The sequence below is a fragment of the Microbacterium sp. Root53 genome (genome assembly GCF_001426925.1).
GTDB lineage: Bacteria > Actinomycetota > Actinomycetes > Actinomycetales > Microbacteriaceae > Microbacterium.
Map to the genome: position 1 here is coordinate 13,988 of NZ_LMFR01000026.1, position 20,229 is coordinate 34,216.

The following is a 20,229-nucleotide window of genomic DNA, read 5'->3' on the forward strand; positions in this document are numbered from 1 at the left end:
TAGGCTGTTCGCGTGACCACCGCCCTGTATCGCCGCTACCGGCCCGAGACCTTCGGGGAGATGATCGGGCAGTCGCAGGTCACCGAGCCGCTGATGACCGCACTGCGCAGCGACCGGATCGGGCACGCCTACCTGTTCTCGGGTCCCCGAGGCTGCGGCAAGACCACGTCGGCGCGCATCCTGGCGCGCTGCCTCAACTGCGCCGAGGGCCCGACCGACACCCCGTGCGGCACGTGCGACAGCTGCGTCGAGCTGTCCCGCGCGGGCGGCGGATCGCTCGACGTCGTCGAAATCGACGCCGCGAGCCACAACGGCGTCGACGACGCGCGCGACCTGCGCGAGCGCGCCGTGTTCGCCCCGGCCCGCGACCGGTTCAAGATCTTCATCCTCGACGAGGCGCACATGGTGACGCCGCAGGGCTTCAACGCGCTGCTGAAGCTCGTCGAGGAGCCCCCGGCGCACGTCAAGTTCATCTTCGCGACGACCGAGCCCGACAAGGTCATCGGCACCATCCGGTCGCGCACGCACCACTACCCGTTCCGCCTGGTGCCCCCGGCGGCGATGCTCGACTACGTCCAGTCGCTGTGCGACCAGGAGGGCGTGAAGGTCGACACCGGCGTGCTGCCCCTCGTGGTGCGCGCGGGCGGCGGATCGCCCCGCGACACGCTCTCCATCCTGGACCAGCTGATCGCGGGCTCCGAGGGCGGTCAGGTCGGCTACGAGCGCGCGGTCGCGCTGCTCGGCTACACGCACGGCGAGCTGCTGGACGGCGTGGTCGACGCGTTCGCCGCGGGCGACGCCGCGGCCGCGTTCGGCGCCGTGGACCGCGTCGTGCAGACGGGGCAGGATCCACGCCGCTTCGTGGACGACCTGCTCGAGCGCCTGCGCGACCTGATCGTGATCGCCGCGACCGGCGCCGGCGCCTCCGCCGTGCTGCGCGGCATCCCCGCCGACGAGCTCGAGCGGATGACCGGTCAGGCGCAGCGCCTCGGCGCCGAGCGCCTGTCGCGCACCGCCGACATCGTGAGCGCCGCGCTCGACGCCATGACGGGTGCGACCTCGCCCCGCCTGCAGCTCGAGCTCATGATCGCGCGCGTGCTCGCCGGCGCCCTCGCTCCCGCGGCCGCGGCGACGCCCGGCGCGGCCCCGGTTCCTGCCGCCGCGCCTGCGCCCGCCGCCGCTCCCGCTGCGGCCGAGCCCCGGTCGTTGAGCGGAGCGAGCGCAGCGAGCGGAGACGAAACGGGTCGAGCGAGCGCAGCGAGCCGAGACCAGCCCGCCCCCGCCGAGCGCCCGGCGCCGTCCGCCCCGGCCGACGACGTGCCCGCCGCGGGCTGGGCCACCGTCGCGCCGGGCAGCGCCCCCGCTACGGCGCCGGCGTCCGCCGCGCCGGCCGCGGCCGCGCCGGCCCCCGAGCCGCAGCCCCCCGTCCCGTCCGGTCCGCTCACGCTCGAGGGCATCACGGCCGCGTGGGAGCAGGTGCTCGAGCGCCTCCAGGGCATCAGCCGCACCAGCTGGCTCGTCGTGAGCGGCGCGCGCGTCGTGGACGTCCGCCCCGACGACGTGCTCGTGCTCGGCTTCCCGAACGAGGGCGACCTCGGCAGGTTCAAGACGCGCACGCCCCAGGGCGGCGTGAGCGAGGACCTGCGCACCGCGATCCTCGGCGTGCTCGGCGTGCGCGTGAAGTACCTCGCGCACCTCGACGCCACCGCGCGCGAGCAGGGCGCTCGCGAGCAGGGCGGCGGCGCCCGCCCGGCTGCCGAGCCGGCGCCCGACCCCGACCCGGCCCGGGCCGCACGCCCCGCGGAGCCGGCGCCCGCGCCGTACGACGACCTCCCTCCCGAGCCGGACTACCCGTACCCCGACGAGCCGGGCGACCCCTACGCGGGTGAGGACCCGTACGGCCCGCCCGCCGCGCGGCAGCCCGCCCCGCGTCCCGAGCCGGTGCGCCCGGCCGCGGCCCGGCCCGAGCGGGTCAGCCCCGCGCGCGAGCCGGAGCCCGTGCGCACCGCGCCCGCGCCGGCCTCGTACGCCGCTGCGCCCGTGACGGAGTGGGCGGTCGCGCCCATCCCGAACAGCGAGGCCCCGGTGGCGCTCGCGGTGGACGACGATCCCGAGGAGGCGGCCGTGCCGGTCGCCGCGCGCGTGGCGACGCTCGAGCGCGACGGCGACGTCATCCCCACCGAGGTCCCGGTGGACGCGGACGACGAGCCCGAGACCGACGACGAGCCGGAGGCCGCCGCCCCCGCGCCGCCGGTCATCCAGACCCCGAGCGTCGTCGTGCAGCGCCGCGTCATCCAGACCGACGGGGTGCAGCGCTACGGCGAGGCCGTCGTGCGTCAGATCCTCGAGGCGCGGTTCCTCCACGAGGAGCCGTACGAGCCGCCGACCCGCTTCCAGTAGCGGCCCCAGCAAGAGAGCCCCCACATGTACGACGGCATCGTCCAGGAGCTGATCGACGAGCTCGGCCGCCTGCCCGGCATCGGCCCGAAGTCGGCCCAGCGCATCGCGTTCCACATCCTGCAGACCCCCACGTTCGACGTCTCGCGCCTGTCCGAGCTGCTGCGCGAGGTGCGCGAGCGCGTGAAGTTCTGCGAGATCTGCGGCAACGTCTCCGAGCAGGAGACCTGCGCGATCTGCCGCGACCCGCGCCGCAACCCCGCCCTCATCTGCGTGGTCGAGGACGCCAAGGACGTCGCGGCGATCGAGCGCACGCGCGAGTTCCGCGGGCTGTACCACGTGCTCGGCGGCGCGATCAGCCCCATCGCGGGCGTGGGCCCCGACGATCTGCGCATCCAGCAGCTGATGTCGCGCCTGGCCGACGGCACGGTGCAGGAGGTCATCCTCGCCACGAACCCCAACCTCGAGGGCGAGGCGACCGCGACCTACCTCAGCCGGCTGCTCACGACGCTGCAGATCACGGTGTCGCGCCTCGCGTCCGGCCTCCCCGTGGGCGGCGACCTGGAGTACGCCGACGAGGTCACGCTCGGCCGGGCCTTCGAGGGCCGCCGGGCCATCTGACCCTGCCAACCTTCATCCGTTGACGGACAGGTGGTCCGCCGTCCGATCCGGATGTCGGTGGTGCGTGCCAGGATCGTCCCGTGCCATCGTCGACTCACTTCACCCCGAAGGGGTGGGCCCTGTTCGCGCTGCTCGCGCTCGTGTGGGGCATGCCGTACCTCTTCATCGCCGAGGCGGTGGAGACGTTCTCTCCCGCGGCGGTGGTCGGCATCCGCACGTTCGGCGCTGCGCTCCTGCTGCTGCCGTTCGCTCTGAAGCAGGGGGCGCTGAAGCCGGCGCTCAAGCACTGGCCGTGGGTGCTCGCCTTCGGCGCGGTCGAGATGGCCGGCCCGTTCGTGCTCCTGGCGCACGCCGAGCAGACCCTCGCCTCGGGCCTCACCGGCCTGTTCGTCGCGACGGTGCCGCTGTTCGCGACGGCGATCGCCGTGGCGCGCGGCGACCGGGGCGCGCTGCGTCCCTCGCGCGCGGTCGGGCTCGCGCTCGGCTTCGCGGGCGTCGCGGTGGTCGCGCTCGGCAGCGGCGCGCTCGACGGCGAGATCAGCCTGCTCGCGATCGGCGAGGTGCTGCTGGTCGCGGTCTGCTACGCGATCGCACCGTTCATCGTCGCCCGTCACCTGCCCGACGTGCCGTCGCTCGGGGTGATCACGCTGTCGATGGCCGCCGTGGGCATCGTCTACCTGCCGATCGGCATCGTGACCACGACGGAGCCCCCGACGGTGAGGAGCCTGACCGGCATGGCGCTCCTGACCGTGCTGTGCACCGCCGTGGCGTTCATCGCGTTCTTCGCCCTGATCGCCGAGGTCGGTCCCGTCAAGGCACCGCTCATGACGTACCTGCACCCCGTGGTGGCGATTGTGCTCGGGATGCTCGTGCGCGGCGAGCCGCTCACGCTCGGCCTGATCGTCGGGTTCCCCATCGTCCTCGCGGGCTGCCTGCTCGCGGCCGGCGTCTTCACGCGCGGCCAGAAGCCGAGCGCGGTCGCCCCCGCGGTCGAGGTGCCCGCGGCTGCCGTGCGCTGAGGCCGGGGCCGGTCAGAACCCGCCGCCGCCGTCTCCGCCGAACCCGCCGCCCCAGCCGCCGCCGGACGAGCCGCCGCCGTCCCACCCGCCGGAGCCGGAGCGGTCGCCGAAGAAGCCCGTCCCGCCGACGAAGGCGTCCCACCATCCGATGTTCACGGCCGTGGCGGCCACCACGGCCGTGGTCGCGACCGTCGGATCCATGCCGGCGAGAGCGCGGGAGCGGGCGCGACGCGCGGTAGTGCGCACCGCCATCCGGAGCACCGCCGCGGCCACGAGCAGCACGACCGCGAGCAGCAGCAGCCCGCCCACCGCGCCGAGGTCGCCGAGCAGCCCGCCGGTCAGCAGACCGCCCGCCAGCAGGATGCCGCCGGCCCAGCCGAACCCGACCGCCAGCGTGTACGCGACCCTGACCCCGAGCGGGGCCTGTGCCACAGAGCTCGTCGTCATCGTCGTCCCCTTCGCGCGAAAGCGGTGGTCGCAGGATATGCCCGAACTGCGCAATCCATAAGGGCCCGCGCGCGCAGGACGCACGCGCCGTGAGCGAGCGGAAGGGCGGGATGTCACATCGTCGGGGAGCACTCGGGCGCGCTCCTAAGATGTCAGCAGGGCGCCGAACCCGCGGCGTCCGGTCCCCACCCCTCTGGAGCGAGCAGCAGTGGCACTGATCGTGCAGAAGTTCGGCGGCTCGTCGGTCGCCGACGCCGAGAGCATCAAGCGCGTCGCGAAGCGCATCGTCGACACCCGCCGCGCCGGCAACGACGTGGTCGTGGCCGTCAGCGCCATGGGCGACACCACCGACGAGCTGCTCGACCTCGCCTCGCAGGTCGCGCCCCTCCCGGCGCCGCGCGAACTCGACATGCTGCTCTCGAGCGGCGAGCGCATCTCGATGGCGCTGCTCGCCATGGCGATCCACTCGATGGGCTACGAGGCCCGCTCGTTCACGGGCAGCCAGGCCGGCATGATCACGACCGCGGACCACGGCTCGGCGCGCATCGTCGACGTCACCCCGGTCCGCGTGCGCGAGGCGCTCGACGAGGGCGCGATCGTCATCGTGGCCGGCTTCCAGGGCTTCAACCGGGACACCAAGGACATCACCACGCTCGGCCGCGGCGGCTCGGACACCACGGCCGTCGCCCTCGCGGCGGCGCTCGAGGCCGACGTCTGCGAGATCTACAGCGACGTGGACGGCATCTTCACCGCCGACCCGCGCGTCGTGCCGCTCGCGCGCAAGCTCGACCACGTCTCGGCCGAGGAGATGCTCGAGCTCGCCGCCAACGGCGCCAAGGTGCTCTACATCCGCGCCGTCGAGTACGCGCGCCGCCACGGCGTGCTCATCCACGCGCGCTCCACGTTCACGGCGAACGAGGGAACCTACGTCCTGGGGGAGGGCATGGCCCACCCCCGCCACGCGAAGAAGGAGACCGACGTGACCGACGTCACCGGCATGGAGGAGCCCGTCGTCGCGGGCGTCGCGATCGACCAGAGCCAGGCCAAGATCACGGTCGTCGGCGTGCCGGACGTCCCCGGATCGGCCGCCGCGATCTTCGCCCTCGTCGCCAAGACGGGCGCGAACATCGACATGATCGTGCAGAACGTGCAGAGCGCGTCGCCCGGCCGCACCGACATCTCGTTCACGCTGCCGAAGCCCTCGGCCGCCGAGGTGCTCAAGGTGCTCACGGCCGAGAAGGAGACGCTCGGTTACGAGAACGTCGTGCACGACGACCAGATCGGCAAGCTGTCCGTCGTGGGCGCCGGCATGCGCACGCACTCGGGCGTCTCGCTGACGTTGTTCGAGGCGCTCAGCAAGGCCGGCATCAACATCGAGATGATCTCGACCAGCGAGATCCGCATCTCGGTCGTCGTCCGCAACGACGACGTGCACGAGGCCGCCCGCGTCGTGCACTCGGCCTACGGCCTCGACAGCGAGATCGAGGCAACGGTCTACGCCGGCACCGGGCGCTGAGATCGTGCTCACCGCGCTCGAGCTGCCCGCCGGCCTGAGCGCGCGCGACGGCGCCTTCATCCTGCGCGCGGCCGAGCCGAGCGACGCCGACGCGCTCATCGCGCTGATCTCGAGCGACCCGATCAGCGCGGCCCGCGGGGACGTGGCTTCCGCGGCCGACCGCGACGCGTACGTGGGCGCGCTCGAGGCGATCCAGGAGGATCCGCGCAACTTGCAGCTGGTGGCGGAGCGCGACGGAGGGGTCATCGCGACCCTGCAGCTGACGCTCATCCCCGGTCTCGCGCGCCGCGGCGCCCTGCGCCTGCAGGTCGAGACCGTCCGCGTGCGCGACGACCTTCGCTCCGCCGGCATCGGCGGCGCCATGATGCGCTGGGTCTCGGAGGTCGCGGCGCCCGCGCTCGGCGCGCGCATGATCCAGCTCACGTCCGACGCCGCCCGGATCGACGCCCACCGCTTCTACGAGCGCCTCGGCTACGCGCCCTCGCACGTCGGTTTCAAGCTCTCGCTCTGAGAAGGATGGCCGGGGGCACAAGCGTCCCGGCCGGTCGGGGAGGCTCGGCGACGTTTCGGCTCCGGCGCTGGCGCGCCTCCGCTCAACGACCGGGGGTGAGTGCCTGTCTTTGAGCGGAGCGAAGCGGGCTGCCCTGTGGTCGTTGAGCGACGAGCGCCAGCGAGGAGTCGAAACGTGGTGGAGCGGCCCGGCCGGTCGGGGAGGGCCGGCGGCGTTTCGGCTCCGGCGCCGGCGCGCCTCCGCTCAACGACCGGGGGTGGATGCCGCTGGGCGGCGGCATCCGGACATCCGACGTGCGGATCCTGCCGCTCCCGAGGCGGGAGGCGTCACAGCGGGCGGGGGCGCAGCCGAGCGCCGGTAGAATCGACCAACCCCACCCGCATCATCAAGGATCCGTCATGACCCGCATCGCAGAATCAGGAATCTCCCTCGCCGTCGTCGGCGCCACCGGACAGGTCGGCACCGTCATGCGCGAGATCCTCGTCGAGCGGGGCTTCCCGATCCGCGAGCTGCGCCTGTTCGCCACCGAGCGCTCGGCCGGCACGACCATCGAGTTCCAGGGCGTCGACGTCGTGGTCGAGGACGTCGCGACCGCCGACCCGTCCGGCATCGACATCGCCCTCTTCTCCGCCGGCGCCACCGGCAGCCGCGCGCACGCGCCCCGCTTCGCCGAGGCCGGCGCGGTCGTGATCGACAACTCCAGCGCGTGGCGCATGGACCCCGAGGTGCCGCTCGTCGTCAGCGAGGTCAACCCTCATGCGATCGCCGAGGCCCAGAAGGGCATCATCGCGAACCCGAACTGCACCACCATGGCCGCCATGCCCGTGCTGAAGGTGCTCGATGCCGAGGCCGGCCTCGAGCGTCTCGTCGTCAGCACCTACCAGGCCGTGTCCGGCTCGGGCCTCGCCGGCGCCAACGAGCTGTACGGCCAGGCCAAGGCCGTGCTCGCGCAGGACGACGTCCTCGGTCTCGTGCACGACGGCTCGGCCGTCGAGTTCCCGGCCCCGGAGAAGTACGTCGCGCCCATCGCGTTCGACGTCGTGCCGTTCGCCGGCAACCTCGTCGAGGACGGCCTCAACGAGACCGACGAGGAGAAGAAGCTCCGCAACGAGAGCCGCAAGATCCTCGAGCTCCCCGAGCTCCGCGTCTCGGGCACGTGCGTCCGCGTCCCCGTCTTCACGGGCCACTCGCTCAGCATCAACGCCGAGTTCGCGCGCGAGATCACGCCCGAGCGCGCCCGCGAGCTGCTCGCCGACGCCCCCGGCGTCGCGCTCGAGGAGGTCCCGACCCCGCTCGAGGCCGCCGGCAAGGACCCGAGCTACGTCGGCCGCATCCGGCCCGACCTGTCGGCGCCGGACGGCAAGGGCCTGGCGCTGTTCGTCTCGAACGACAACCTCCGCAAGGGCGCCGCGCTCAACGCCGTGCAGATCGCCGAGCTCGTCGCGGCCGACCTGCAGGCCCGCGCCGCCGTCTGAGTCTCGGACGCCCCGGCGACCCCGTTCACAGGGCCGCAAGAACCCCGGTTCTTGCGGCCCTGAGTGGTCAGGGCGCCCTCTTCGCGCCGCCTAGACTGGTCCGGTGAGCGAAACCGTCGACGTCGTGCTCATCGGTGGCGGAATCATGAGCGCCACCCTGGGCACCCTCCTCAAAGAACTTCAGCCCGACTGGAACATCGTCGCGTTCGAGCGACAGGGCGAGGTCGCGCAGGAGAGCTCCAACGCGTGGAACAACGCCGGAACCGGTCACGCCGCGCTGTGCGAGCTGAACTACATGCCGAACGCCGAGGACCCCTCCAAGGCGATCCAGATCAATGAGCAGTTCCAGCAGAGCCGCCAGCTGTGGGCGTCGCTGATCGCCAAGGGCGTGCTCGACGAGCCGAAGACCTTCATCAACGCCACCCCGCACATGACGTTCGTGCGCGGTGAGAAGGACGTCGCGTACCTGCGCCGCCGCTACGAGGTCCTGAAGGACCAGCCGCTGTTCGCGGGCATCGAGTACTCCGAGGACTCGCGCGTCATCAACCAGTGGGCGCCGCTGCTCATGCAGAAGCGCCTCAAGAAGGACGAGCCGTTTGCGGCCACGCGCGCGCCGTCCGGCACCGACGTCGACTTCGGCGCGCTCACCCGCCAGCTGTTCGACCACCTCACCGAGAACGGTCTCGACCTGCGCCTCAACCACGAGGTGCGCAAGCTCCGCCGCCAGAAGGACGGCACGTGGCTCGTGAAGTACCGCCACAAGGTCGGCAAGACCCCGGGCGAGCTGCGCGCGCGCTTCGTGTTCGTCGGCGCCGGCGGCTGGGCCATCAAGCTGCTGCAGGGCGCGGGCATCCGCGAGATCCGCGGCTACGGCGTGTTCCCGATCGGCGGCCAGTTCCTCAAGACGTCCAATCCGGCGGTCGTGGCGCAGCACCGGGCCAAGGTGTACTCGCAGGCCGCCGTGGGCGCGCCGCCCATGTCGGTGCCGCACCTTGACGCGCGCATGGTCGACGGCGAGGGATCGCTCATGTTCGGCCCGTTCGCGACGTTCAGCCCCAAGTTCCTCAAGGACGGGTCGCTGCTCGACATCGTCACGCAGGTCCGCGCCCACAACCTGGGCTCGATGCTCAAGGTCGGCGCGACGAACCTCGACCTCGTGAAGTACCTGGTCAGCGAGCTGCTCAAGAGCCGCGCGAAGAAGCTCGAGAGCCTGCGCGAGTTCATGCCCACCGCGAAGGACGAGGACTGGGAGCTCATCCAGGCCGGCCAGCGCGCCCAGGTCATGAAGGGCGGCAAGCTCCAGTTCGGCACCGAGGTGGTCGCCGCCGCCGACGGGTCCATCGCGGGCCTGCTGGGCGCCTCGCCGGGCGCCTCGACCGCGGCGACGATCATGCTCAACCTGATCAAGTCGTGCTTCCCGGATCGCCTCGGCGAGTGGGAGCCGAAGCTGCGCGAGCTCATCCCGAGCTACGGTGACTTCCTCAACGACGACCCCGCGAAGGCCGCCGCCAACACGCAGGCGACCGCGCAGGCGCTCGGCATCACGGCCTGATCGTGCCGTCGATCACGGTCTCGGCGATCGCGTTCCTGCGCGACGACGGCCGTGTGCTCACCGTGCGCAAGCGCGGCACGCAGCGGTACATGCTGCCCGGCGGCAAGCCCGAGGCGGGGGAGCGCGCGATCGACACCGCCGTGCGCGAGGTGCGCGAGGAGCTCGGCATCGAGATCGGGCCGGATGCGCTGCGGCCGCTCGGCGAGTTCGACTCGCACGCCGCGAACGAGGCGGGCCACGCGCTGCGGGCGACCGTGTTCGTGACGCGGGAGCCCGTGGATCCGGTGGCGCAGGCCGAGATCGACGACCTGCGCTGGGCCGATCCGGCCGACCCGGACGACGCGCAGGCGCCGCTCAACCTCGACCTGGTGTTCCCGCTGCTCGTCCAGCTCGCCTGATCCCGGCGGATTCCCCGGGTCCGCTGTCGGTGCATCCTCGTATCCTGGAGGGCGAGCCACGCGACGGGAGGAGATCCGGATGACCGCGCCCGATCCCCGCCTGCCGCGCACCGGCCCGCTCGACCCGCTCGCGTCCGACCCGCGTCACGTGGTGTTCGCATTCGACCAGGCGGTGGACCGCATCGGCGAGGAGGCCGGCTTCCTCGCGCTGGGCGACAACCGCCAGGCCGCGCGGTACGTGGCCGACGCCCACGCCGTGCTCGATGACGTGCGGGCGACCATGCACCGGATCGACGCGCGCGCGAGCGACCCCATGCTCCGCAAGGGCGCCCGCAGGCGACTGCACGCGCTCGCCGTGTCGGTCGCCGAGGCCGGGCTGCGTGACGCGGAGCACGTGTCCAAGACCGCGCGGCACCTGAGCGCCCCCGCGAAGCCCGGCAGCGCGCTGCGCGTGCACGCCGTCAAGGCCGCCGCGTGGGGCGTCGAGAAGTGGACGGGCTCGCCCCTCGCGCCGATCGAGCTGCGCAGCACGGCGGCCGCCACCCAGGCGGTCACGGCGGTCGAGCCCATCGTGCGCCGCGGGCGGCTGCGCCGGGCACCCGGATCGCGGAGCCTGCGCCGCACGGGCATCGTGACGGCCGCGGTGGGCGGCGGCTCGCTGGCGCTGTACGGCGCCTGGAGCCTCGTCGCCCCGCTGCTCGGGCTCGGCTGAGGCCGGCCCTAGGCTGGATCCGTGGCCAAACTGTACTTCCGCTACGGCGCGATGAACTCGGGGAAGTCCACCGCGCTGCTGCAGGCCGCCTACAACTACGAGGAGCGCGGGCAGCGCGTGCTGCTGGCCAAGCCCGCGATCGACACCAAGGGCGCCGACCAGGTCGAGTCGCGGCTCGGCATGACGCGCAAGGTCGACTTCCTCATCCGGCCGGGCGACTCCGCGCGCGAGCTGTTCCGCGCGCACCGGGAGCGCGTGCGCGCCGAGGAGGGCGCGCTGATCCCCGGAGAGGCCCCCGCCGACGTCGCGTGCCTGCTGATCGACGAGGCGCAGTTCCTGACCCCCGCGCAGGTCGACGACGTCTTCCGGATCGCGGTCGAGGACGGCATCCCCGTCATGGCCTACGGCATCCGCACCGACTTCCGCACCGAGGCGTTCCCCGGATCGCGCCGGCTGCTGGAGATCGCGCACTCGCTGGAGGAGCTCAAGACCATCTGCCGCTGCGGGCGCAAGGCGCTGTTCAACGGCCGCGTGATCGGCGGCCGGTTCGTGTTCGACGGCGACCAGGTCGCGATCGATGCCGCCACCGCCGCGGTGCGCGACGAGCACTTCGTCACGTACGAGTCGCTCTGCGGTGCGTGTTACCTGCAGGAATCGGGCGGAGTGCTCGCGCCTTCTTCTTGAGAAGCGTCTCGCACGCTCGCGCCGACGCTCCGCGCCGGACACTCGCGAGCGAGGAACGTCGCTTCGCTCCGTTCGGCAGCGCTTCGCGCCGCGGGGGTCGCTTCGCTCCACGCTCGCTGCGCTCGCAGGGTGGCGGGTCGAGACGCGGCACCTCGGGGCGATCCGGTTCTGAAAGGATGGAGCCATGAAGGTTCTCCTTGCCGGCGGCGCCGGGTACATCGGCGCCCACACGGCCGTCTCCCTGCTGGACGCGGGCCACGAGGTGATCCTGCTCGACAACCTCGACAACACCAGTGCGGTCGTCGAGCAGCGGATCGAGCAGATCACCGGCAAGAAGGCTCCCCTCGTGATCGGGGACGCGGCCGACGATGAGATCGTCGAGCAGGCGTTCACGGAGCACGGCCCGTTCGACGCGATCATCCACTTCGCCGCGCACAAGGCGGTGGGGGAGTCGACCCAGCGGCCGCTCGACTACTACGCGAACAACCTCGACTCGACGTTCGCGCTGCTGCGCGTCGGGCTGGCGCGCGGCATCCGGTCGTTCGTGTTCTCGAGCACCGGCACCGTTTACTCCGACCCGGCCGACCTGCCGTTCACCGAGGAGGCCACGCGCGACCTCGTCGAGCTGTCGAACCCGTACTCCAAGACCAAGCTCATGAACGAGGTCGTGCTGCAGGACGTCCAGCGCGTGAACCCCGAGGTGAGCATCACGTCGCTGCGCTACTTCAACCCGGTCGGCGCGCACGAGTCGGGCCTGATCGGCGAGGACCCGCAGGGCATCCCGAACAACCTCATGCCCTTCGTGGCGCGCGTGGCGGTCGGCCGCCTCGACGTGATCAACGTCTTCGGCGACGACTACGACACCCCGGACGGCACGGGCCAGCGCGACTACATCCACGTCGTCGACCTGGCCGAGGGGCACGTCGCGGCGCTCGAGAAGGCGAAGCCCGGCTTCGAGGCGTACAACCTCGGCACGGGCCGCCCGGTCAGCGTGCTCGAGCTGATCGCGTCGTTCGAGAAGGCGATCGGTCGCGAGCTGCCCAAGCAGATCGCGCCGCGTCGCCCGGGCGACCTCGCCGCGACCTACTGCGACCCGGGCAAGGCCGAGCGCGAGCTGGGCTGGAAGGCGCGCCTGACGATCGATGACATGACCCGCGACGTCTGGCACTGGCAGCAGAACAACCCCGGCGGCTACGAGGGCTGAGCCCCGGCCTCTCACGGAGCCCGTCCCGCACCCGCGGGGCGGGCCCCTTGCGTGGTCTGACCACACCGCGGTAGTGTGGTCGGACCACAGCGAAGGGGGTGTCATGGCGCAGGACGAGATCTCGCCGCGCGCGTGGCGCTCCGTGCTCGAGCGGATCGAGGCGGACCTGCTGGAGGGGCGCCTCGCGCCGGGCGACCGCCTGCCCGGCGAGCGCGACCTCGCCGCGAAGCTCGGCGTCGGCCGCTCGAGCGTCCGCGAGGCGCTGCGGGTGCTGGAGTCGATGGGGCTCGTGCGCACGGCGACCGGATCGGGCCCGTCCGCCGGCGCCATGATCGTCGCGGCCCCGCAGGGCGGGCTCGCGACCCTGCTGCGCCTGCAGCTCGCGGCGCAGGGCTTCCCGTTCGCCGACGTGGTGGCGACCCGCGCCGTGCTCGAGGCCTCGGTCGTCGAGGCGCTCGCCGCACGCGCGCGCGAAGGCGAGGTGCTCGACCTCGCCGAGCCCGACAGCCTGCTCGCGGCCATGGCCGCCGACGGGCTCGACCCCGACGACTTCCTCGCGCTCGACGCGCGCTTCCACCTGTCGCTCGCCGAGGCGTCCGGCAACGCGGTCGTCGTGGCCGTCATGGCGGGCCTGCGCACCGCGATCGAGTCCTACGCGCGCGAGGGCGCCGCCGCCGTGCCCGACTGGCCCGCGCTGGTGGCCGGGCTGCGCGCCGAGCACGCGGCCGTCCTGGACGCCGTGCGCTCCGGCGATCCGGAGCTCGCGCGCGAGCGCATCCGCACCCACATCACCGGCTTCTACACGCGCACGCACGCGCTCGGCGGAGCTCCCGCCGGCGCGGACGCGTGACCCGACCCGAGAGAGGATCCCCATGGTCAAGCGCCAGCTCCCCAACCCGAAGGACATCTTCGAGTACGTCCAGTTCAAGAAGCCCACGTTCAACGGCAGGCAGCGCCGCCTGCAGGACGCCCTGACGATCTACGACCTGCGCGCGATCGCGAAGCGGCGCACGCCGGCGGCCGCGTTCGACTACACCGACGGAGCCGCCGAGGGCGAGCTGTCGATCCTGCGCGCGCGCCAGGCGTTCGAGGACATCGAGTTCCACCCGGACATCCTGCGCCCCGCCGAGGACGTCGACACATCGACGGAGATCCTGGGCGGCCCCAGCGCCATGCCGTTCGGCATCGCGCCGACCGGCTTCACCCGCCTGATGCAGACCGAGGGCGAGATCGCCGGCGCCGGCGCGGCGGGGGCGGCGGGCATCCCGTTCACCCTGTCGACGCTCGGCACGACCTCGATCGAGGACGTCAAGGCCGCCAACCCTGACGGCCGCAACTGGTTCCAGCTGTACGTGCTGCGCGACCGCGAGGTGTCCTACGGCCTCGTCGAGCGCGCGGCCGCGGCCGGCTTCGACACGCTGCACTTCACGGTCGACACTCCCGTCGCGGGCAACCGCATGCGCGACTACCGCAACGGCTTCTCGATCCCCCCGCAGCTGACCGTCAAGACCGTGCTCGACACGCTGCCGCGGCCGTGGTGGTGGTTCGACTTCCTCACGACGCCCAAGCTCGAGTTCGCCTCGCTGAAGTCGACCGGCGGCACGGTCGGCGACCTGATCGGCCAGGCCATGGACCCGACCATCAGCTACGAGGACCTCGCCACCATCCGCGAGCTGTGGCCCGGCAAGATCGTGATCAAGGGCGTGCAGAACGTGCCGGACGCCGTGAAGCTCATCGACATGGGCGTCGACGGGCTGGTGCTCTCGAACCACGGCGGCCGCCAGCTGGACCGTGCGCCGATCCCGTTCCACCTGCTGCCGCGTGTGGTGCGCGAGGTCGGCAGGGACGCCACGGTGATGATCGACACCGGCATCATGAACGGCGCCGACATCGTCGCCTCGGTGGCGCTGGGCGCGAAGTTCACGCTCATCGGCCGCGCGTACCTGTACGGCCTGATGGCCGGCGGCCGCGCGGGCGTGGACCGCACGATCGCCATCCTGCGCAGCGAGATCGAGCGGACCATGAAGCTGCTCGGCGTGCAGTCGCTCGAGGAGCTCGAGCCGCGCCACGTGACGCAGCTGACGCGCGTGCTGCCCGTGCCCGTGGCCTACGGTGAGGCCGCCGAGGCGCTCGCCCCGACGTCCGCGCCCGTCCGCACGCCGCGGGCCACGAGCAAGGCGGCCGCGAAGCCCCGCACCAAGGCCGCCGCGAAGACCCCCGCGGCCGAGACGGCCGCCGAGGCCGGCACGACGCCGCTCGAGGCGGTCGAGCAGTCCTCGGAGGCCGTGGAGGCCGCCGAGAAGGCCGTCGCCGACTGACGCCCTCAGACGCGAACGGGGCCCCGGATGATCCGGGGCCCCGTTCGCGTGGAAGCTCGCGTCAGACGCGCACGCCGAGCGTCGGGATGAGCGCGTCGAGCTTGTCGGCCGTGTCCTCCCAGCCCTCGACCGAGACGCACTCGACCTCGCCCATGGCGAGCACGGGGAAGTCGTTGCCGTCCGGGTCCAGGCGGTCGCCGTAGAACAGCATGTCGGCGAGCGAGATGCCCGTCTCCTCGGCCAGGCGGCGCATTCCGTAGGCCTTGTCGATGCCCTTGCGGGTGATGTCGACCGACGTGGACCCGCCGGAGCGCACCTCGAGGTCGGGCACGCGCAGGGCCACGGCGTCGCGGAGGGCGGACTTGCGCTCGCCCGTGGGGTCCCACGCCTTCTTGGCGTCGACCGGCGCGGCCTGGCCGAGCGCCGAGAACGTGATCTGCGAGCCGCGGTCCTCGAGGATGTCGCCCCAGGTCTGCGACTCCCACAGGCCGAGGCGCTTGGCCTCCTCCTCGACGGCGGTCAGCGCGCGCCTTTTCTCGTCCGGCGTCAGGTCCTGCGCGTAGAGCATGACGAGCTCGTCGCCCTGGAAGCGGAAGTACTGCGTGCCGCACGTGGGCAGCAGGTGGATGTGCGACAGCGTCTCGGACGGCGCCTCCGGCAGCCGCTCGACCACCTGGGTGCGGAACTGCACGATCTGCCCGCCCGAGATGATCGCGACCTCGACCCGGTCGGCCAGTGCGATCAGCAGCTCGCCGATGCGCGGATCGATCGGGCTCTTCGAGGGGGCGAGGGTGTCGTCGAGATCGAAGGCGACGACCCGGGGCGCGAAGGTCATGGCCTCCAGCCTACGACGTCGCCCTGAGGGGGCCCGAATCCCGGCGGCGCGCGGGGGCCGGGCGCGGTTCGTGGCACCGCCCGGCATCAGGTAGACTTGCAGGGTTGCAAAACGGGGTGTGGCGCAGCTTGGTAGCGCGCTTCGTTCGGGACGAAGAGGCCGCAGGTTCAAATCCTGTCACCCCGACCACGCAGAAGGGACCCGCCGAGAGGCGGGTCCCTTTCTCGTCTGCGGGCGTGGCCGGCTCGCTCAGACGGTGAGCGTGCGCAGCCACGCGGCGGTGAGGTAGTCCGTTCCGCCGGTGTCGGCGAGGCCGTCGCCCGCGTCGTGGTGCAGCACGCCGCGCAGGGCGTAGCCGGCCTCGGCGTGGGCCCGCGCCTGGGGGTCGCGCGGCACGGCGCCCTCGCCGCCCACCGCGACGATCGCGTCGCCGCCGAGATCCGAGCGGTGCAGGGTGACCGCGCGCACCCGGACGCGCCCGTAGCGACGCGCCTGGTCCTCGGCCGCCGCGATGAGCAGGCCCTCCAGGCCGGCGCTGCGCCGGGGCACGTACACCGCGACGTCGGCGTGCAGGCCCCCGCGGGGCGCGGCGATGTGGGCCGCGCCGACCGCCCGCGTCCCGCTGCGCGCCAGCAGCGCCGTGCGGAGCGCGTCGTGCTCGTCCTGCAGCTCGGCGAGCAGCTCGTCGGCCGTGCTCAGGGGAGCGCCCCCGCCGGTCTGCTCGTTGGTCACGACGCCCACGATCTCGGCGTAGTCGCGGAAGTCCCGCGCGCCGGGGACGTCCAGGCTCTGCGGCAGCGCGACGGGCTTGATCTCGACGGGAATCATCGCCGCCCATCCTGCCAGCGGTCCTCGGCGGCTCCGGGCACCTCGGACGGCTCGTCGCCGAACGGGCGTCGGGGTCTACGCGCGGGGCGCGAGGGTGATGAGGGAGACCTCGGGGCGGCACGCGAAGCGCACCGGGGCGTAGATCGAGTGGCCGAGGCCGGCGCTGACGTTCAGCGGCACGATGCGTCCGCGGTGCGTCCACATCGACAGGCCGCGGGCCTGGCGCAGCGGGATGTCGCAGTTCGCCACGAGCGCGCCGTAGAACGGCACGCGCACCTGTCCGCCGTGCGTGTGCCCCGCGAAGAGCATGTCGGCGCCGAGGGCGGTGAAGCCGTCGAGCACGCGACGGTAGGGGGCGTGCGCGACGCCGAGCGTGAGCGGGGCGTCCGGCTCGTCGGACAGCGCGGCCGCGGCGGCGTCCAGGTCGTCCGAGTCGTGGTGGGCGTCGGCGACGCCCACGAACCGGATGCGGCTGCCGCGCACCGTGATCGTCGTCGCGCCGTTGTCGATGCCGACCCAGCCGAGTTCGTCCGTCATGAACCCGTCGAGGGCCTCGGTGTCGAGCCGGACCGCCTTGGGGGCGCGCTGGGACGGGCCGCGGAAGTAGTGGAACGGGTTGCGGGGACCGGGGCCCCAGTAGTCGTTCGAGCCGTGCACGAACACCCCGGGCACGCCCCGGAGCGGCGCGAGGGCCTCACGGATGCCGGCGATGCCATCGGCGTGACCGAGGCTGTCGCCCGTGCTGATCACGAGATCGGGGCGCAGGGCGACCAGTCCGGCCATCCACTGCCGCTTGCGGCGCTGCCAGGGAGCCATGTGGGCGTCCGAGATGTGCAGGATCCGGATGGGCGTCGCGCCGCGGTCCAGGAGCCGCACCACGTGGCGCCGGACCGTGAACAGCTGACGCTCGATGCCGACGCCCCAGACGGCGGCCGCGGCACCGGCCGCGCCGACGGCGGCCAGCGCCGTGAGCGCGCTCCGCGAGGCCGACGCCACTAGTCGTCGTTCCCGTTGCCACCGCCGTTGCCGTTCCCGTTGCCGCCGCCCTCGCCGCCGCCGCCGCAGTCGGCGGCTTCGTAGTGCACGACGACCGCGGTCGAGCGGTTCGTCACGGTCCCGGCGGCGGGATCCGTGCCGATCGCCCGGCCCGCCCCGGCCTGGTCGTTGTCTCGACACGGGCCGAGCGACACGTTCGCGAAGCCGGCCCCCTGGATCGCGGCGACCGCCGCGCTCGGCGCCTGGCCGCGCACATCGGGCACCTGCGCGCCCTGGCCGTTGCTCGGCGAGATCGTCACGGTCGTGCCGCTCGCGACGCGGCCCGAGGGCGGATCCTGCGTCTCGACGACGCCGGCCGGGCGCGAACCCGGGACCGGGGCGCCCACGCTGACGCCGAAGCCGGCCGCGCGCAGCGTCCGCTCGGCGTCGGCGACCGACATGCCGACCACGTTCGGCAGCGTCACGAGGATGCGGCGCGTCAGGTTCGGGTCGGCCGGCGGGAACTCGCCGCCGGGGTAGGCCGCGTTCGCGGCGCCCTGCACGGCCCGGGAGATCTGGAAGCGCAGCTGCGACATCTGCCAGCCGTTGACCCACGTGCGGAACACGTCGACCTCGCCGCGGGCGTTGCCGACCCACACCGCCGTCGTGGCCTTGGTGGACGACTGGATCATCGACGTCTGCCACTTCTCGTGCGTACCGGTCTTGCCGATCACGGGGACGCCGTCGGCCGCGCGGGCAGGGGTGCCGGTGCCGCCGCTGTTCATCACGGCGGACAGGGCCGACGCCGCGGTCGCGGCCACCTCGGGGGAGAGCTTCTGCTCGCACTTCGACTGGGGCAGCGGCATCTCCTCGCCGTTGGCGTCGACGACCTTCTCGATCGCCTTCGGCGGGCACTGCATGCCGTTGTTGGCGATCGTCGCGTACACCGACGCCATCGCCATCGGGGCGATGTTGAACGACCCGAGGATGTCGAAGGGCACGGGGTGGCCCTCGATGGTCGAGATCTGCTGGCCGTCTCCGGTCTTCACGTTCAGGCGGTCGGCCACGCGCATGATGTCGCACAGGTTCAGGCGCGACGCCATCGCCAGGTAGCCCGAGTTCAGCGAGTCGCGCGTGAAGCTCTGCACCGTGCCGGTGTACCCGCCGACGTTGTTGAAGTTGCCGATCTTCGACGTCTGCGGGATCGGGTTGCCGTCGCAGTTGAAGCCGGGGAACGACGTGCGGTTCACGCCGTTGAGCACCTCGTTGATCGAGTGGTCCTTCTCGAGCCAGTCGAGCAGCGTGAACACCTTGAACGTCGATCCCACCGAGAAGCCGTTCGAGCCGCCGTGCGTGCGGTCGCTCGCGTACACGAGCGACGAGTAGCCGGGCTCCGACTCGATCACGGAGGGGTTCTCGCTGAAGCGCGTGTTCTGCGCCATCGCGAGGACCTTGCCGGTGTCGGCCTCGAGCGTGACGGCGGTCGCGCCGAACTCCATGCCCTCGACGTGCGCCGGGGCGTAGTCGCGCATCGCCTGCTCGGCGGGCAGCTGCACCCGCAGGTCGAGCGTGGTGTGCACGCTCAGGCCGCCGCGGCGCAGCAGCTCGCGGCGCTCCTCGGGCGTCTCGCCGAAGGCCGGGTCGTTCTCGATGATGCTCTTGACGTACTGGCAGAAGTACGCCGATCCGCCGGCCGCGACGCAGCCCTGCTCGCGCGGCTGGATGTTCGGCTCGACCTCGGAGGCGTGCGCCTCCTTGTACTCGTCCTCGGTGATCTTGCCGTCTTCGAACAGGCGCGTCAGCACGTAGTTGCGGCGGTCCTTGGCCGCGGCGTAGCCGTTCGCCTCGCCGTTGTCCTCGCGGTCGGGCTGATCGATCCGGTAGTAGTTCGGGTTCTGCACGATGCCGGCGAGCGTCGCCGCCTGCGCGATCGTGAGGTCCTTGGCCGTGGTGTCGAAGTAGTACTCGGCGGCGGCCTCGATGCCGTACGTCACACCGCCGAAGTTGGCGATGTTGAGGTAGCCGAGCAGGATGTCGTTCTTCGAGTACTCCTTCTCGATGGCGATCGCGTACCGCATCTCCTGCAGCTTGCGCGCATAGCCCTCGGTGCCCTTGGCCTGGGTCGCCTCGATGAAGCAGGCCTGCTTCTCCTCGTCGGACTGCGCATCCTTCTCGCACTGCTGGATCAGCACGTTCTTGACGTACTGCTGGCTGATGGAGGAGCCGCCCTGCGTGCTGCTGCTCGTGGCGTTGTTGATCAGCGCGCGCGTCGTGCCGATCAGGTCGACGCCGCCGTGCTCGTAGTAGCGGGGGTCCTCACTCGACAGGATCGCGTCGTACATGATCGTCGAGACCTCGTCGTACTCCACGGGCACGCGGTTCTGGTCGTAGAACGACGCGAGCGGGTACGGCTCGTCGCTGTTGGGGTCGTCGACGTAGATCGTGGTCGGCAGCATGGGCTGGTCGACCTCGAGGTAGCTCGGCAGGCTGTCGAACAGCGAGATCGCGCTCGACGCGGCGTAGCCCGACACGGCGATGGCCGGGGTGACCGTGGCGGTGACGAGGACACCGGCGACCGCGCTCAGACCGACGAGGCCGAGCACGCCACCGAGCACACCGCTGGCCGTCCTTTTCGCAAGAGGCATAGGGTGATCGTAAGCCGTCAGCCTGGACACGCCCTCCGGATGCTGGGCGCGTCAGGCCGGCCCATCCCAGATCCCGGCGCCGCGTCGCCGCC

The 20,229-nt window shown here is 72.4% G+C and carries 18 protein-coding genes and 1 tRNA gene; 14 read left to right on the forward strand and 5 right to left on the reverse strand.

Going from position 1 to position 20,229, the window contains the following annotated elements; translation table 11 throughout:
* Positions 1-12: 12 nt before the first annotated feature.
* The 3 genes from ASD19_RS13405 to ASD19_RS13415 all read left to right on the forward strand — a co-directional run bounded on the left by ASD19_RS13405 (position 13) and on the right by ASD19_RS13415 (position 4,037).
* Positions 13-2,400: a DNA polymerase III subunit gamma and tau gene (locus ASD19_RS13405; protein WP_055993667.1), complete on the forward strand. Its 2,388-nt coding sequence runs from the start codon at positions 13-15 to the stop codon at positions 2,398-2,400.
* A gap of 24 nt (positions 2,401-2,424) precedes the next feature.
* Entirely contained in the window at positions 2,425-3,018 is a 594-nt protein-coding gene (gene recR, locus ASD19_RS13410; RefSeq protein ID WP_055993670.1) for a recombination mediator RecR, read from the forward strand.
* Positions 3,019-3,098: 80 nt separating this feature from the next.
* Positions 3,099-4,037 carry a DMT family transporter gene (locus tag ASD19_RS13415; protein WP_055993673.1) on the forward strand — a complete coding sequence of 313 codons (939 nt, stop codon included), beginning with the start codon at positions 3,099-3,101 and terminating at the stop codon, positions 4,035-4,037.
* A gap of 12 nt (positions 4,038-4,049) precedes the next feature.
* Here the strand turns inward: ASD19_RS13415 and ASD19_RS13420 are convergent, their stop codons facing one another.
* A complete protein-coding gene (locus tag ASD19_RS13420; RefSeq protein WP_156377216.1) occupies positions 4,050-4,484 on the reverse strand; it encodes a hypothetical protein in 435 nt (144 codons plus the stop codon).
* Positions 4,485-4,692: 208 nt separating this feature from the next.
* Here ASD19_RS13420 and ASD19_RS13425 point away from each other — a divergent pair, with 208 nt between their 5' ends.
* The 10 genes from ASD19_RS13425 (at position 4,693) to ASD19_RS13470 (ending at position 14,854) form a co-directional block, all read left to right on the forward strand.
* Complete coding sequence (locus ASD19_RS13425; RefSeq protein ID WP_055993678.1) at positions 4,693-6,000, forward strand: aspartate kinase; 1,308 nt, start codon at positions 4,693-4,695, stop codon at positions 5,998-6,000.
* Between the two features lie 4 nt (positions 6,001-6,004).
* The gene (locus ASD19_RS13430; protein WP_055993681.1) at positions 6,005-6,511 is read left to right on the forward strand and encodes a GNAT family N-acetyltransferase; all 507 of its coding nucleotides are present in this window, start codon (positions 6,005-6,007) and stop codon (positions 6,509-6,511) included.
* 398 nt (positions 6,512-6,909) lie between these two features.
* Positions 6,910-7,986 carry an aspartate-semialdehyde dehydrogenase gene (locus tag ASD19_RS13435; protein WP_055993684.1) on the forward strand — a complete coding sequence of 359 codons (1,077 nt, stop codon included), beginning with the start codon at positions 6,910-6,912 and terminating at the stop codon, positions 7,984-7,986.
* 145 nt (positions 7,987-8,131) lie between these two features.
* The gene (gene mqo / locus ASD19_RS13440) at positions 8,132-9,538 is read left to right on the forward strand and encodes a malate dehydrogenase (quinone) (protein ID WP_230668000.1); all 1,407 of its coding nucleotides are present in this window, start codon (positions 8,132-8,134) and stop codon (positions 9,536-9,538) included.
* Positions 9,539-9,540: 2 nt separating this feature from the next.
* Positions 9,541-9,936, forward strand: coding sequence for an NUDIX hydrolase (locus ASD19_RS13445; protein ID WP_055993690.1), 396 nt, complete (start codon positions 9,541-9,543; stop codon positions 9,934-9,936).
* Between the two features lie 79 nt (positions 9,937-10,015).
* Complete coding sequence (locus tag ASD19_RS13450) at positions 10,016-10,648, forward strand: hypothetical protein (protein ID WP_055993693.1); 633 nt, start codon at positions 10,016-10,018, stop codon at positions 10,646-10,648.
* 21 nt (positions 10,649-10,669) lie between these two features.
* A complete protein-coding gene (locus ASD19_RS13455; RefSeq protein WP_055993696.1) occupies positions 10,670-11,332 on the forward strand; it encodes a thymidine kinase in 663 nt (220 codons plus the stop codon).
* 184 nt (positions 11,333-11,516) lie between these two features.
* Entirely contained in the window at positions 11,517-12,536 is a 1,020-nt protein-coding gene (gene galE / locus ASD19_RS13460) for a UDP-glucose 4-epimerase GalE (RefSeq protein ID WP_055993698.1), read from the forward strand.
* Positions 12,537-12,639: 103 nt separating this feature from the next.
* Positions 12,640-13,386, forward strand: a complete 747-nt coding sequence (locus ASD19_RS13465; protein WP_055993701.1) for a FadR/GntR family transcriptional regulator — start codon at positions 12,640-12,642, stop codon at positions 13,384-13,386.
* 22 nt (positions 13,387-13,408) lie between these two features.
* Entirely contained in the window at positions 13,409-14,854 is a 1,446-nt protein-coding gene (locus ASD19_RS13470) for an alpha-hydroxy acid oxidase (RefSeq protein WP_082543200.1), read from the forward strand.
* Between the two features lie 61 nt (positions 14,855-14,915).
* Here ASD19_RS13470 and ASD19_RS13475 read toward each other — a convergent pair whose 3' ends face one another.
* Positions 14,916-15,689: an HAD-IIB family hydrolase gene (locus ASD19_RS13475; RefSeq protein WP_055993704.1), complete on the reverse strand. Its 774-nt coding sequence runs from the start codon at positions 15,687-15,689 to the stop codon at positions 14,916-14,918.
* A gap of 112 nt (positions 15,690-15,801) precedes the next feature.
* Between ASD19_RS13475 and ASD19_RS13480 the strand changes: the two genes are divergently transcribed.
* Positions 15,802-15,878, forward strand: a tRNA-Pro gene (locus tag ASD19_RS13480).
* A 60-nt stretch (positions 15,879-15,938) separates the two neighbouring features.
* On the opposite strand, the gene ASD19_RS13485 is transcribed toward ASD19_RS13480, so the two are convergent.
* The 3 genes from ASD19_RS13485 to ASD19_RS13495 form a co-directional block, all read right to left on the reverse strand.
* Entirely contained in the window at positions 15,939-16,517 is a 579-nt protein-coding gene (locus tag ASD19_RS13485) for a hypothetical protein (protein WP_055993707.1), read from the reverse strand.
* A 75-nt stretch (positions 16,518-16,592) separates the two neighbouring features.
* Positions 16,593-17,513 carry a metallophosphoesterase gene (locus ASD19_RS13490; protein WP_055993710.1) on the reverse strand — a complete coding sequence of 307 codons (921 nt, stop codon included), beginning with the start codon at positions 17,511-17,513 and terminating at the stop codon, positions 16,593-16,595.
* Positions 17,513-20,137, reverse strand: a complete 2,625-nt coding sequence (locus ASD19_RS13495) for a transglycosylase domain-containing protein (protein WP_055993713.1) — start codon at positions 20,135-20,137, stop codon at positions 17,513-17,515. Before ASD19_RS13495 ends, ASD19_RS13490 begins: the two co-directional genes overlap by 1 nt.
* Positions 20,138-20,229 lie beyond the last annotated feature (92 nt).

Bases quoted from the DNA above. Each gene is read 5' to 3' on its own strand.
- galE (WP_055993698.1), top strand. From the start codon at position 11,517: ATGAAGGTTCTCCTTGCCGGCGGCGCCGGGTACATCGGCGCCCACACG.
- mqo (WP_230668000.1), top strand. From the start codon at position 8,132: ATGAGCGCCACCCTGGGCACCCTCCTCAAAGAACTTCAGCCCGACTGG.
- ASD19_RS13465 (WP_055993701.1), top strand. From the start codon at position 12,640: ATGGCGCAGGACGAGATCTCGCCGCGCGCGTGGCGCTCCGTGCTCGAG.
- ASD19_RS13420 (WP_156377216.1), bottom strand. From the start codon at position 4,484: ATGACGACGAGCTCTGTGGCACAGGCCCCGCTCGGGGTCAGGGTCGCG.
- ASD19_RS13475 (WP_055993704.1), bottom strand. From the start codon at position 15,689: ATGACCTTCGCGCCCCGGGTCGTCGCCTTCGATCTCGACGACACCCTC.
- recR (WP_055993670.1), top strand. From the start codon at position 2,425: ATGTACGACGGCATCGTCCAGGAGCTGATCGACGAGCTCGGCCGCCTG.
- ASD19_RS13485 (WP_055993707.1), bottom strand. From the start codon at position 16,517: ATGATTCCCGTCGAGATCAAGCCCGTCGCGCTGCCGCAGAGCCTGGAC.
- ASD19_RS13435 (WP_055993684.1), top strand. From the start codon at position 6,910: ATGACCCGCATCGCAGAATCAGGAATCTCCCTCGCCGTCGTCGGCGCC.
- ASD19_RS13470 (WP_082543200.1), top strand. From the start codon at position 13,409: ATGGTCAAGCGCCAGCTCCCCAACCCGAAGGACATCTTCGAGTACGTC.
- ASD19_RS13495 (WP_055993713.1), bottom strand. From the start codon at position 20,137: ATGCCTCTTGCGAAAAGGACGGCCAGCGGTGTGCTCGGTGGCGTGCTC.
- ASD19_RS13450 (WP_055993693.1), top strand. From the start codon at position 10,016: ATGACCGCGCCCGATCCCCGCCTGCCGCGCACCGGCCCGCTCGACCCG.